The sequence below is a fragment of the Variovorax sp. P5_A3 genome, assembly GCF_056400665.1.
Genome location: NZ_JBFUKW010000022.1, coordinates 16,628 through 29,866 on the forward strand (window position 1 = coordinate 16,628; position 13,239 = coordinate 29,866).

Below are 13,239 nucleotides of genomic sequence, written 5' to 3' on the forward strand. Positions count from 1 at the left end.
CGGCACGGGCCCGGGACTTGCTGGACACACGGCTGTGGCACATTGCATCAGGCCTTCACGCCGGGCCGCCAACAGGAGCAGGAATGCTGTCAACGCAAGCACTGATCGACACCGCCAACGCGGGCCTTGCGCAAGCGCTCGCCACGCCTTCGGGGATCATCGCACTGTGCTCGGCCGGGATCGCGGGAGCGCTGGTGGTCGTCAGCTCCCTGGTCAAGACGATGATTCCGCTGCGCTGCCTGGCCGTGGGCAGCAACCTGGGCTTCCTGGTCTACGGCGCCTTGCACCCTTCGCTGCTGATGGTGCTGCTGCACGGGGCGCTGTTGCCGATCAACATTGTCCGTACGGCACAGATGGTGCGGCTGACTCGCCGGGTGAGCGCCGCGGCGGCGGCGAGCGACCTGTCGGGCGTCTGGCTTCGGCCCTACATGCGCAGTCAACGCCTGAAGGCCGGGCATGTGCTGTTCCGCAAGGGGGATGCCGCAACGCATCTGTACTTCCTTGCTGCCGGCCGCATCGAGTTCGTGGAGATCGGCGAAGTGATGGAAGAGGGTCGCCTGTTCGGCGAGATCGCTTTCTTCGCCCCCGACAAGTCCCGCTCGCTGACCGCCCGCTGCGCGACGGACTGCAACGTGCTGCGCATCGACGAGATGACCTTCAAGCAGCTCTACTACCAGAACCCGGCATTCGGCTTCGAGGTGGTGACGCTGGTCGCCGGCCGGCTGCTGGCCGACCGGCAGCGGCTGGAGGACCAGATCGCTCAGACGCAGCTGCGCACGATCACTCACGCCAGCTGAGCGCGCCCGCGGCCTTTCAGTATCCGCGCGTGACGTCGACGACGCCGGCGATCGGCTCGCCCTGCTCCATCGCGCGGATCTTGCTGGCAATCTGCGCGATCGACGCCTCGCGCTCGGTGCGCGCCGACCCATGCGGCGTGACAGTGATCTTCGGATGGCGCCAGAACGGATGATCGGCCGGCAGCGGCTCGACCTCGAACACATCGAGCGTGGCGCCGGCCAGCTGGCCGCCGTCGAGCAGCGGGATCAGGTCGGTATCCACGAGATGTGCGCCGCGCGCCACGTTGATCAGGTAGCCGCCCGGCTGGCCGCCATTGAGCTTCGAGAGCGTGTCGCGGTTCAGGATGCCGCGGGTGGCCGGCGTCAGAGGCAGCAGGTTCACGAGCACCCGGCTCGCGCCGAGGAAGGCGTCGAACGCCGACTCACCCGAGAAGCAGCGCACGCCTTCGATGGCCTTGGCCGACCGGCTCCAGCCGTTGACCGGGAACTCGAACTGACCGATCGCCTTCGCCACGCGCTCGCCCAGCACGCCGAGCCCCATGACGCCGACCGTGAAGTCCTCGCGCTCGCGCGGCTTGCGATAGCTCCAGCGGCCCTCGCGGGACTCGGCCTCATAGGCATCGAACTCGCGGTAGTGCCGGATCAGGAAGTGACAGACGTACTCGGCCATCTGCACCGACATGCCGGCATCGTCGAGCCGCACGACCTGGGTCTGCGGCGGTACGTTGAGCTTGAGCAGCGCGTCGACGCCGGCGCCGATGTTGAACATGCCGCGCAGCCCGGGCTGCTCGTCCAGCAGCGCCTGCGGCGGCGCCCAGACCACGGCATGGTCGGCCGGCGCGGCGCCCGGCTCCCAGTTTTCGACTTCGGCTTCAGGCAAGGCGGCACGAAGGCTCGCGATCCATGGTTCGGGACGGTTGTCGGTGAGGCTGACGATGATTCGCATGAACGGATCTTAGAACCTGCCGGCGGGCATCCGGGAAGACCCTAGGACCCCAATCCATGAAATGCGTCCAAAACGGATCATCGACTCGTCCAGGAGGCAATCATGGAGATCAAGAACCCTTCGCCCGGCCTCTACAACGAAGACCTCGCGCCTGCGAAAGCGCGAAACTGGGGCGCATTCAGCATCTTCAACGTCTGGACCTCGGACGTGCACAGCCTCTGGGGCTACTATCTTGCGGCCAGCCTGTTCCTGCTGTGCGGCAGCTTCGTCAACTTCCTGATCGCGATCGGCCTGAGCTCGCTGGTGATCTTCGCGTTGATGAACCTGATCGGCTATGCCGGCGAAAAGACCGGCGTGCCGTACCCGGTGCTGGCGCGTGCCTCGTTCGGCGTATGGGGCGCCAATCTCGCAGCCCTGGTGCGCGCGATCGTGGCCTGCTTCTGGTACGGCGCGCAGACGGCCGCGGCCTCGGGCGCGGTGCTCGCCCTGTTGATCCGCAACGACAGCATGATGGAGTTCCACAAGGGCACGCATCTGCTGGGCCACTCCGGACTGGAACTGGCCTGCTATGTGGTGATCTGGGCGCTCCAGTTGCTCATCATCCAGAAGGGGATGGAAACCGTGCGGAGGTTCCAGGACTGGGCAGGTCCGGCAGTGTGGGTGGCGATGCTGATCCTGGCCGTTGGCCTGTGCGTCAAGGCCGGCGGTTTGTCCTTCGGGCATGGCATCCCGATGGAAGTGCTGCTCGACAAGACCAAGGACGCGGGCGTCTCTGGCGAGCCCGGCTCCTTCTGGGCGCTGATGGCGGTCGGCGCCACCTGGATCACGTACTTCGCGGCCCTGTACCTGAACTTCTGCGACTTCTCGCGCTACGCGAAGAACAAGGACGCGGTGCGCGTAGGCAACCTGTGGGGCCTGCCGGTGAACCTGATCGCCTTCTCGCTGGTTGCCGGCGTCACCACCATCGCGGCCTTCAAGGTGTATGGCGAAGTCCTGCTGCATCCTGAACAGATCTCCGCCAAGTTCGACAGCTGGGTGCTGGCGCTGATTGCCGCGATGACCTTTGCCGTGGCGACGCTCGGCATCAACGTCGTGGCCAATTTCGTCTCGGCCGCGTTTGACATCTCCAACACCTTCCCGCGCCGGATCAGCTTCAAGAAGGGCGGCTTCATCGCGGCGGCGATCGCGCTGGTGCTCTATCCGTTCGCGCCATGGGAAGGCAACGCCGCCCATTTCGTGAACGCCATCGGCGCGACCATGGGGCCGCTGCTGGGCATCATCCTGGTGGACTACTACCTCGTGGCGCGGGGCAACATCAACGTGGCGGCGCTCTACCAGGAGCATGGCGAGTACCGCTACGAAGGCGGATGGAACACGAATGCGCTGATCGCCACCGCGGTGGGCAGCGTGTTCTCGACCTTCCTGCCGAACTTCACCAATCTGCTGCCGGTCTGGTGGAACACCTACGGCTGGTTCTTCGGCGTGCTGATCGGCGGCAGCATCTACTACGTGATGGCGATGCTGCGGCCGCGCGCCGCCACGGTGGCGGCGCGGGCCTGAAGGCTCAGGCCGCGATACGCAGCAGCTCAGCGCCTTCGGTGACCTGGTCGCCCGGCGCATAGAGCAATTCCTCGACCGTGCCGTCGGCCGGCGCCGCGATCGTGTGCTCCATCTTCATCGCCTCCATCACGGCCAGCGGCTGGCCGCGGCTGACCTTGTCGCCGGCCTTGACCGCGAAGGACACGACCTTGCCGGGCATCGGTGCAGTGAGGCGGCCGCCCTCTGCCTGCGTGTCGCCCGCATGGGCGAGGCGATCGATGGCGGTGATCTTCGTGGCGCCTTGCGCGCCGAAGACATAGGCGGTCGCCTCGTCTTCGTAGACGTTGAGCGTGTGACGCTGGCCGCCGAACTGCACTTCGAGCTCGCCCGACGGGAAGCTTCCGATCTCCAGCGGCCCCGACACGTCGCCGACCTGCAGCGACAGCGCACCGTCGTGCAGATAGCGCAGCGCCGCACGCTTCGTCTCGCCACGGAACTCGAACTCGAAGGGCCGCGCCGCGACGCCGTGCGACTGCCAGCCATCGCGGCGGCTGAACGGGTCGGCGCTGGACGTCGCCGTTTCCGCAAGCAGCGTGCATGCGATCGAGGCGGCAGCGGCGAGCGGCAGGCCCAGCGGCTCCTGGTCGAACAGAACCGCGCGCTCGCGTTCGATGAGCGCGGTGTCGAGCTTTGCATTCGCGAACGAATCCGTGCGCAGGATGCCGCGCAGGAACTGCACGTTGGTCGCGACGCCGACGATGTGCGTCTGCGCCAGCGCCAGGTCGAGCCGGGCCAGCGCTTCCTCGCGCGTCGCTCCGTGGACGATCAGCTTGGCGATCATCGAGTCGTAGAAGGGCGAGATCACGCCGCCCTCGCGCACACCATCGTCGATGCGCACGCGGCTGCGCTGGAACGCGGTCGCTTGCGGCTTGCGGTAGACGTGCAGGGTGCCGGTCGCGGGCAGGAAGTTGTTGTCGGGGTTCTCGGCGCAAATGCGTGCCTCGATCGCATGGCCGTGGATCTGCAATTGCTCCTGTTTCAACGGCAGCGCTTCGCCCGAGGCCACGCGCAGTTGCCATTCGACGAGATCGAGCCCGGTGATGGCTTCGGTCACCGGATGCTCGACCTGCAGCCGCGTGTTCATCTCCATGAAGAAAAAGTTCATGCTTCCGTCGGCCCGCTGCTCGACGATGAACTCCACCGTGCCCGCGCCGACGTACTTCACGGCGCGCGCCGCCGAGACTGCCGCCTCGCCCATCTCTTGGCGCATCGCCTCGGTCATGCCGGGCGCCGGTGCCTCCTCCAGCACCTTCTGGTGCCGACGCTGCACCGAGCAGTCACGCTCGAACAGGTAGACGTAGTTGCCCTGCGTATCGCCGAAGACCTGGATCTCGATGTGGCGCGGGCGCTGCACGTACTTCTCGATCAGCACCGCATCGTCGCCGAAGCTGTTGATCGCCTCGCGCTGGCAGGAGGCGAGCGCTGCCGCGAAGTCGGCCGCCTTCTCGACGACGCGCATGCCCTTGCCGCCCCCACCCGCGCTGGCCTTGATGAGCACCGGATAGCCGATGCGGTCGGCCTCGCGTTGCAGCAACGCAGGGTCCTGGTCGCTGCCGTGGTAGCCCGGCACCAGCGGCACGCCGGCCTTCTCCATCAACTGCTTGGACTCGGCCTTCAGGCCCATCGCCTTGATGGCCGAAGGCGGCGGGCCGATGAAGACCAGGCCGGCGTCGGCGCAGGCCTGTGCGAACTCCTCGTTCTCGCTGAGAAAGCCATAGCCGGGATGGACGGCCTCGGCGCCCTTGGCCTTGGCCGCTTCGAGGATCTTCTCCCAGCGCAGGTAGCTGTCCTTGGGCGCGCTGCCGCCGAGGTAGACCGATTCGTCGCAGGCGCGCACATGGTTGGCATGCGCATCGGCGTCGGAGTACACGGCCACCGTGCGGATCGCCATGCGACGAGCGGTCGCCGCCACCCGGCAGGCGATCTCGCCACGGTTCGCGATCAGGATCTTCTTAAACATTCGATGAGTCTCCAGGAGAGTTCTTCTTGAGCTGGAACGCGGAGACCACGCCAGGATCGGGCCGGCCGCTGAAGATGCGGGCCACGCGGCCAAAAAGGGATTTGAGGAAGCGCCAGCTCTTGCGGATCAGCCACACGCTCAGCACCAGCACCGCGATGAAGAACACGCCGAACACCAGCGGATGCGCAACCGCCAGCCACAGACCGGCAGGCACCATGCCGTCCTCGATCAGCGAGGCGCCGACGTTGCTGAAAGGCTCCGGCGAGGTGTTGATCGCCGCGCGGGTCGTGGCCTTGGCCGCATGCGCAGTCGCCGCGAAACCGCCGCCGAGCAATGCTGCGACCAGTGCCATCGCCGCGTGGTCGGCGCCGAACACACCGGCCGCGAGCGCAGCCCCGGCGGGGATGCGGATCGCCGTATGGACCATGTCCCAGATCGAATCGAGCCCCGGGATCTTGTCCGCGAAAAACTCGACGAAGACCATGAAGCCGCTGGCCGCAATGACGACGGGGTGCGCAAGCAGGTGCAAGCCGCTCGGCAGCGGCACCCAGCCGAAGTAGCCGGCAAGGCCGGTGAGCAGGACAACCAGGTAGAGCCGGACACCACTCGCCCAGCCCAACGCGGCCGCCAGCGCCAGCAGTTGGGGCATGTCAAGGCTGCTCAACGCTCACCCCCAGCCTCGCCCACTTCGTGTGGCTTGGACACCCCCTTCCAGGGGGCAATCCCGGCGGCCCGGCAAAGCCGGTTCCGCGGGCTTTCTGGTACTGGCCAACCGTTCGCCACCTTCGTCACCTTATCCAACTGGGCTTGCGCTTCTGCAGGAAGGACTGGACGCCTTCGCGTCCTTCCTCACTGGCGCGGATATCGGCGATGCCTTGCACGGTCTTCGCCACCAGGGCATCGTCGATCTCGCGACCGGCAACGTCCGCGATCAGCGTCTTGCAGGCACGCACGGCCGCCGGGCTGGCGCTGGTGAGCGCCTTCACGATCTCCGCGACCTTGGCATCGAGCGCGTCCGCGCCCACCACTTCATGCACGAAGCCGATGCGATGCGCCTCGGTCGCGGTGAATCGCTCCGCGGTCAGGAACCAGCGCTGCGCGGCGCGCGTGCCCATCGCACGCAACACGTAAGGGCTGATGGTCGCGGGGATCAGGCCGATCTTGACTTCGCTGAGGCAATACCAGGCGGTGTCGACGCTCACCGCGATGTCGCAGGCGGCGACGAGGCCCATGCCGCCCGCATAGACATCGCCCTGCACGCGTGCGATCACCGGCTTCGGGCTTTCATGGATCGTGCGCAGCATCGCGGCGAGGCCGCCCGCGTCGGCGAGGTTCTGCTCGTGCGTGAAATCGGCCGCGCGACGCATCCAGTTGAGATTGGCGCCCGCGCAGAACGCCGGGCCGTTCGCGCCGAGCACGATCACGCGCACTTCGGCCGCGGCGCTCGCCTGCGCAAAGGCCTCGCCGAGTTCGCGGATGACGACGTCGTCGAAGGCATTGCGCAATTCGGGCCGGTTGAGCCAGATGCGCGCCACGGCGCCTTCGATCGCAAGTTCGAGAGTGGTGAAGTCGCTCATTGGCGTCATTCCCGTGATTCCTGTTGAAGGAGATAGACCCAGTCGAGCTCGGGCCCTGGATGGGCCATGGCCGTCAATGCGGCAGCCACCTGCCCGCGATGGTGGGTCGCATGGTTGAAGACATGGCCGAGCGCAGGCGCGAAGGGAATCAGCACCTTCTCGCCGTTGTTGCGGGTGTAGGCCAAGTCACCGTCGTAACGTTCCGGCGCCAGGGTCTCGAGCCACGGGCTCCAGCGCTTGACGGCCGCGGCGAGCGCGTTGCACACCTCGGCGCGGTCCGTGTGCAATTCGGTGTCGAGCGACATGCGCAAGGATTTGCCCTCCGCGAAGCGCGCGAACCAGATGTTGTCGGTCACCAGCAGGTGATTGACGGTACGGTGCACGGACCGGAAGTACAGACCGCAGTCCTTGTTCCAGTCCTCGTCGGACAGGCCCGCGAGGTTCGCATCGATGAGCCGGTTGGTGGCCCATACGTGGTAGCGGCCCAGGCTGGCGAAGTAGTTGGTGAGCGACATGGTCCGGCCCTCACATGCGGAAGATGCCGAATTTCGGCTCGGGAATCGGCGCATTGCGCGACGCGGCCAGACCCAGCGCCAGCACGCGGCGCGTGTCGGCAGGGTCGATGATGCCGTCGTCCCACAGCCGCGCCGTCGCGTAATAGGGGTGGCCCTGCACCTCGTACTGCTGGCGGATCGGTGACTTGAAGGCTTCCTCCTCCTCGGCGCTCCACTGGCCGCCCTTGCCTTCTATGCCGTCGCGCTTGACCGTCGCGAGCACGCTCGCGGCCTGCTCGCCGCCCATCACGCTGATGCGCGCGTTGGGCCACATCCAGAGGAAGCGCGGCGAATAGGCGCGGCCGCACATGCCGTAGTTGCCCGCGCCGAAGCTGCCCCCGATGATGATGGTGAACTTCGGCACATTGGCCGTCGCCACGGCCGTCACCATCTTGGCGCCATGGCGCGCGATGCCTTCGTTCTCGTACTTGCGGCCGACCATGAAGCCGGTGATGTTCTGCAGGAACACCAGCGGGATCTTGCGCTGGCAGCACAGTTCGATGAAGTGCGCGCCCTTCTGCGCCGATTCGGAGAACAGGATGCCGTTGTTCGCGACGATGCCGACCGGCATGCCCTCGATCTCGGCGAAGCCGCAGACCAGCGTGCTGCCGAAGCGCGACTTGAACTCATGGAACTCGCTGCCGTCGACGATGCGCGCGATGATCTCGCGCACGTCGAAGGGCTTGCGCGTGTCGACGGGGATCACGCCGTAGAGTTCGTCGGCGGGGAATTCGGGTGTTCGTGGTGCGCTCGACGGCGTCTCGGCTGCGGAGCCATTGCGCGCGTTCAGGTTGGCGACCGCCGATCGCGCCAGCGCCAGTGCGTGCAGGTCGTTCTGCGCCAGGTGGTCGGCCACGCCCGACAACCGTGTGTGCACGTCGCCTCCGCCCAGGTCCTCGGCCGTCACGACTTCGCCCGTGGCGGCCTTCACGAGCGGCGGGCCGCCCAGGAAGATGGTGCCCTGGTTCTTGACGATGATGCTTTCGTCGCTCATCGCGGGCACGTAGGCGCCGCCGGCCGTGCAGGAGCCCATCACCACGGCGATCTGCGCGATGCCCTGCGCGCTCATGTTGGCCTGGTTGTAGAAGATGCGCCCGAAGTGGTCGCGATCGGGGAAGACCTCGTCCTGGTTCGGCAGGTTGGCGCCGCCCGAGTCGACGAGGTAGATGCAGGGCAGGCGGTTCTGCTCGGCGATCTCCTGTGCACGCAAGTGCTTCTTGACGGTCATCGGGTAGTAGGTCCCGCCCTTCACCGTCGCGTCGTTGCAGACGATCATGCAGTCGACGCCGCTGACCCGTCCGATGCCGGCGATCAGGCCCGCGCCGGGCGCGGCGCCGTGGTACATCGCGTGGGCGGCGAGCGGTGCCACTTCGAGGAAGGGCGTGCCCGGGTCCAGCAATTGCGCGACGCGATCACGCGGAAGGAGCTTGCCGCGCGCGGTGTGCTTGCTGCGCGCCGCCTCGCCGCCGCCGGCCTCGACCTTGGCGAACTGCGCGTGCAGGTCGTCGACCAGTGCACGCATGGCGGTCGCGTTGGCCTGGAATTCGGCCGAACGGGCGTTGAGCTTGGTCTCGAGTTTCATTGAGCCCCCACGCTCGGCACTGTCGTGTCCTCGCTGCCCCCCGAGGGGGCGCGAGCTTGCTTGAAGCGGTTCTGCGCTGCGCTCATCATGCTGTCTTGTCCTCATCCAGACCAAGCTGGTGTTTCATCGCTTCGCGAATCCTGAATTTCTGAATCTTGCCCGTGACGGTCATCGGGAAGGCGGTGACGAACTCGATGTACCTGGGCACCTTGTAGTGCGCGATCTGGCCCTTGCAGAAATCGCGGATCTCGTCGGCGGTGACGGTATGCCCCGGCTTTGGAATGATCCATGCGCACAGCTCCTCGCCGTACTTCTTGTCGGGCAGGCCGACGACCTGCACGTCCTGCACCTTGGGATGGCGATAGAGGAATTCCTCGATTTCGCGCGGATAGATGTTTTCGCCACCGCGAATGACGAGGTCCTTGATCCGTCCAACGATGTTGACGTAGCCCTCGGTGTCCATCGTCGCGAGGTCACCGGTGTGCATCCAGCCTTCGCTGTCGATGGCCTCGCGGGTCTTCTCTTCGTCTTCCCAGTAGCCGTGCATCACCGAATAGCCGCGCGTGCAGAACTCGCCCGAAACGCCCGGCGCGACGATCTCGCCGGTCACCGGATCGATGATCTTGATCTCGAGGTGCGGCTGCACCGTGCCTACGGTCGACACGCGCTTGTCGAGCGGCGTGTCGGTCGAGCTCTGGCAGCTCACGGGGCTGGTCTCGGTCATGCCGTAGGCGATGGTGATTTCGCGCAGGTGCATCTGGTCGACCACGCGCTTCATGACTTCGGTCGGGCATGGCGAGCCGGCCATGATGCCGGTGCGCAGCGTCGAGAAATCGAACTCACTGAAGCGCGGATGGTCGAGCTCGGCGATGAACATCGTCGGCACGCCATGGAGGCCCGTGCACTTCTCCGCCTGCACCGTCCGCATCACCGTGAGCGGGTCGAAGCCGTCGTTGGGGTAGACGATGGTCGCGCCGTGCGTCATGCACGCAAGGTTGCCCAGCACCATGCCGAAGCAGTGGTAGAGCGGCACGGGGATGCACAGGCGATCGACCGGCGAGAGCTTCATGCACTCGCCGATGAAGAAGCCGTTGTTGAGGATGTTGCGATGCGTCAGCGTCGCGCCCTTCGGGAAGCCGGTGGTGCCGCTGGTGAACTGGATGTTGATCGGGTCGGTCGCTTTCAGCGTCTTGGCAATGGCGGCGACCTGCGGGTCTTCGGCCGTGCCGCTGTCGAGCAGGGCCGAGAAGCGCAACAGGCCCGGCAGTTCGCCGGTGTCGACCGGCGTGTCGATCCACGCCACGGTGCGCAGGTTCGGCAGACGCGCGGCCTGGAGGGCACCGGGCTTCGCATCCGCCAGTTCGGGCGCCAGTTCGCGCAGCATGCCGACGTAGTCGCTGGTCTTGAAGCTCTTCATCGTGACCAGCGCCTTGCACGCCACCTTGTTGAGCGCGTATTCGAGCTCCGAGGTGCGGTAGGCCGGATTGATGTTGACCAGGATGATGCCGACCTTCGCCGTGGCGAGTTGCATCAGCACCCAGGGGGCGTTGTTGTGCGACCAGATGCCGACGCGGTCGCCCGGCGAAAGGCCGAGCCCCAGCAGGGCGCTGGCGAGCCGGTTGGCTTCGCGCTGGAGTTCGAGGTAGCTGAAGCGCTTGCCCTCATGCGCGCTGACCAAGGCTTCGTGATCGCCCTGCCGCGCAGCCATGTCATCGAAGAAGTCGCCGATGGTCTGTTCGATCAGCGGCACGTCGGTGGCGCCTTTTGCGATGCTTTCCGTCAGTGGCACGTCGTCTCCTTGTCTTGCGCCTTCTGCCGTCCCGTCCATGCTATGCCGTCTCGGCAAACAGTTCGCGACCGATGAGCATGCGACGGATTTCGCTGGTGCCTGCACCGATTTCATAGAGCTTCGCGTCGCGCCAGAGTCGCTCGACCGGGAAGTCCTTGGTGTAGCCCACCCCGCCCAGCGCCTGGATCGCTTCGCCAGCCATCCACGTCGCCTTCTCGGCCGAGTAAAGAATCGCGCCCGCCGCGTCCTTGCGGAAGGTGCGCGCGTGGTCGTTGCGGTCGCAGGCCTTGCCGACGGCGTACACATAGGCGCGCGTCGCCTGCCAGGTCGAATACATGTCGGCCAGCTTGCCCTGCATCAGTTGGAACTCGCCGATGCTCTGGCCGAACTGCTTGCGCTCGTGCACGAAGGGCAGCACCGCATCCATGCAGGCGGCCATGATGCCCAGCGGTCCACCGGAGAGCACGGCGCGCTCGTAGTCGAGGCCGCTCATCAGCACCTTCGCACCCTGGCCCTCGCCACCGAGAACGTTCTCTTCAGGCACTTCGCAGTTGTCGAAGAACAGCGGGAAGGTGTTGGAACCGCGCATGCCCAGCTTGTCCAGCTTGGTGCCGGCGGAGAAGCCCTTGAAGCCCTTCTCGACGATGAAGGCCGTCATGCCGCGGGCGCCCATCTCGGGCTCGGTCTTGGCGTAGATCACCAGCGTGTCGGCGTCCCCGCCGTTGGTGATCCACATCTTGCCGCCGTTGAGCACGTAGCGATCGCCCTTCTTCTCGGCACGCAGCTTCATGCTGACGACGTCGGAGCCGGCATTGGGCTCGCTCATCGCCAGCGCGCCGACGTGCTCGCCGCTGACCAGCCCGGGCAAGTACTTCTTCTTCTGCGCCTCGCTGCCGTTGCGGTGGATCTGGTTGACGCAGAGGTTGGAATGCGCGCCGTACGAGAGGCCGACCGAGGCCGAGGCCCGCGAGACTTCCTCCATCGCGACGATGTGCGCGAGGTAGCCGAGTTCGGTGCCGCCGTATTCCTCTTTCACCGTCATGCCGTGAAGGCCGAGGTCGCCGAGCTTCTTCCAGAGGTCGTGGGGGAACAGGTTGTCGCGGTCGATGTCCGCAGCGCGCGGTGCGATTTCCTCGGTCGCGAAGGTCTGGATCGCGTCGCGCAGCGAATCGATGGTGTCGCCCAGGTCGAAGTTCAGGCCGGGATCGTGCATGGGTTGTCTCCTCTGTCGGGGTCGGCCGCGCCGGGAATCTGCGCGCGGAAAACCGCAGCTTACGCTGTGTGCCGTTGCAATTGGCGCCACAATGGTTGCAAATCCCGCCACCATCTTCCGCCCTGTCATGTCGTCGTCCCCGCTCCGGCACAGCAGCCGTGCTGCCACGCCGATGGCCTTTGTGCAAGCTATTGTCCGGGGTTATGAACGCTACGGCATCGACCCTTCCGGGGCGCTGGCGGAGGCACAGATCGCGCCGCATGAACTCGAAAATCCGCAGGCCCGCGTCACGGCGGCACAGTTCGAGGCGCTGTCGGGCTTTGCGATGCAGGAGCTCGACGACGAGGCGCTCGGCTGGTTCGGTCGGCGCCTCCCCTGGGGCACCTACGGGATGCTGTGCCGCGCCTCGCTGAGCTCGCCGGACCTGGGCGTGGCGATCAAGAGATGGTGCAGGCATCACCGGCTGATGACGGAAGACATCACGCTCGACCTGTCGGTGGCGGGCGGCATCGCCACCGTCTCGATCACCGAGCATCGCGCGCTGGGGGTCTTTCGCGAGTTCTGCCTGGTCTCGAGCCTGCGCTTCCTGCACGGCTACGCCTGCTGGGCGATCGATTCGCGGGTTTCGTTGAGCGCGGCGTCGTTTCCGTTCGAAGCGCCCCCGCACCGCGACGCCTATCCGCTGATGTTCGGCGGCGAGCTTCACTTCGGTGCCGCGAAGGCCAGCTACAGCTTCGACGAGCGCTACCTGGCGCTACCACTCCAGCGTGACGAGCGCGCGCTCCGGACGATGCTGCGCCGCGCGCTTCCGCTCACCGTACTCCAGTACCGTCGCGACCGGCTCCTGGGCCAGCGCGTTCGGGAGCTGCTGCGCGCCCGCAGCGGCGAGGTCGCCACGGCCGACGCCCTCGCCGGATACCTGAACGTGTCCAGCCGCACGCTGCACCGGCAGTTGCAGGAAGAAGGCATCTCCCTGCAGGCGCTGAAGGACGAAGTGCGGCATGAGTGGGCCGCCGACCAGTTGCGCCGCACCGACCGACCGATCAAGCAAGTGGCACTGGCGGTGGGCTTCCGCAACGAGAAAAGCTTCTCCCGGGCCTTCCGGAGTTGGGCGGGGGTGACACCGGGCGCTTTCCGGCGTGGCGAGCAGCCTGTTACAGACTGGACCCTCAATCCGTGAAAAAAACACGTCCTGGTGCGCATCGAGCCCTGGAGTGCCCTC

At 66.3% G+C, this 13,239-nt stretch carries 11 protein-coding genes; 3 read left to right on the forward strand and 8 right to left on the reverse strand.

The window, feature by feature from the left end:
* Positions 1 to 83: 83 nt before the first annotated feature.
* Entirely contained in the window at positions 84 to 797 is a 714-nt protein-coding gene (locus tag AC1D3B_RS26885) for a Crp/Fnr family transcriptional regulator (protein ID WP_478193722.1), read from the forward strand.
* Positions 798 to 813: 16 nt separating this feature from the next.
* On the opposite strand, the gene AC1D3B_RS26890 is transcribed toward AC1D3B_RS26885, so the two are convergent.
* Positions 814 to 1,743 carry a 2-hydroxyacid dehydrogenase gene (locus AC1D3B_RS26890; protein ID WP_478193723.1) on the reverse strand — a complete coding sequence of 310 codons (930 nt, stop codon included), beginning with the start codon at positions 1,741 to 1,743 and terminating at the stop codon, positions 814 to 816.
* Positions 1,744 to 1,845: 102 nt separating this feature from the next.
* Between AC1D3B_RS26890 and AC1D3B_RS26895 the strand changes: the two genes are divergently transcribed.
* Positions 1,846 to 3,303 (forward strand): NCS1 family nucleobase:cation symporter-1, encoded by a 1,458-nt coding sequence (locus AC1D3B_RS26895; RefSeq protein ID WP_478193724.1) that lies wholly within the window; start codon positions 1,846 to 1,848, stop codon positions 3,301 to 3,303.
* Between the two features lie 4 nt (positions 3,304 to 3,307).
* Here AC1D3B_RS26895 and AC1D3B_RS26900 read toward each other — a convergent pair whose 3' ends face one another.
* From AC1D3B_RS26900 to AC1D3B_RS26930, 7 genes are all read right to left on the reverse strand, one after another.
* Positions 3,308 to 5,302 carry an acetyl/propionyl/methylcrotonyl-CoA carboxylase subunit alpha gene (locus AC1D3B_RS26900; protein WP_478193725.1) on the reverse strand — a complete coding sequence of 665 codons (1,995 nt, stop codon included), beginning with the start codon at positions 5,300 to 5,302 and terminating at the stop codon, positions 3,308 to 3,310.
* Positions 5,295 to 5,966, reverse strand: coding sequence for a DUF4126 domain-containing protein (locus tag AC1D3B_RS26905; RefSeq protein ID WP_478193726.1), 672 nt, complete (start codon positions 5,964 to 5,966; stop codon positions 5,295 to 5,297). The genes AC1D3B_RS26900 and AC1D3B_RS26905 overlap by 8 nt, the downstream gene beginning before the upstream one ends.
* Positions 5,967 to 6,090: 124 nt before the next feature.
* Entirely contained in the window at positions 6,091 to 6,879 is a 789-nt protein-coding gene (locus AC1D3B_RS26910) for an enoyl-CoA hydratase/isomerase family protein (RefSeq protein ID WP_478193786.1), read from the reverse strand.
* A 5-nt stretch (positions 6,880 to 6,884) separates the two neighbouring features.
* Positions 6,885 to 7,394, reverse strand: coding sequence for a DinB family protein (locus AC1D3B_RS26915; protein ID WP_478193727.1), 510 nt, complete (start codon positions 7,392 to 7,394; stop codon positions 6,885 to 6,887).
* Positions 7,395 to 7,404: 10 nt separating this feature from the next.
* Positions 7,405 to 9,015 (reverse strand): carboxyl transferase domain-containing protein, encoded by a 1,611-nt coding sequence (locus AC1D3B_RS26920; RefSeq protein ID WP_478193728.1) that lies wholly within the window; start codon positions 9,013 to 9,015, stop codon positions 7,405 to 7,407.
* 85 nt (positions 9,016 to 9,100) lie between these two features.
* A complete protein-coding gene (locus AC1D3B_RS26925) occupies positions 9,101 to 10,804 on the reverse strand; it encodes an AMP-binding protein (protein ID WP_478193729.1) in 1,704 nt (567 codons plus the stop codon).
* A 40-nt stretch (positions 10,805 to 10,844) separates the two neighbouring features.
* Positions 10,845 to 12,017, reverse strand: coding sequence for an isovaleryl-CoA dehydrogenase (locus AC1D3B_RS26930; protein WP_478193730.1), 1,173 nt, complete (start codon positions 12,015 to 12,017; stop codon positions 10,845 to 10,847).
* Between the two features lie 127 nt (positions 12,018 to 12,144).
* Between AC1D3B_RS26930 and AC1D3B_RS26935 the strand changes: the two genes are divergently transcribed.
* The gene (locus tag AC1D3B_RS26935; RefSeq protein WP_478193787.1) at positions 12,145 to 13,197 is read left to right on the forward strand and encodes an AraC family transcriptional regulator; all 1,053 of its coding nucleotides are present in this window, start codon (positions 12,145 to 12,147) and stop codon (positions 13,195 to 13,197) included.
* The last annotated feature ends 42 nt before the right edge of the window (positions 13,198 to 13,239 follow it).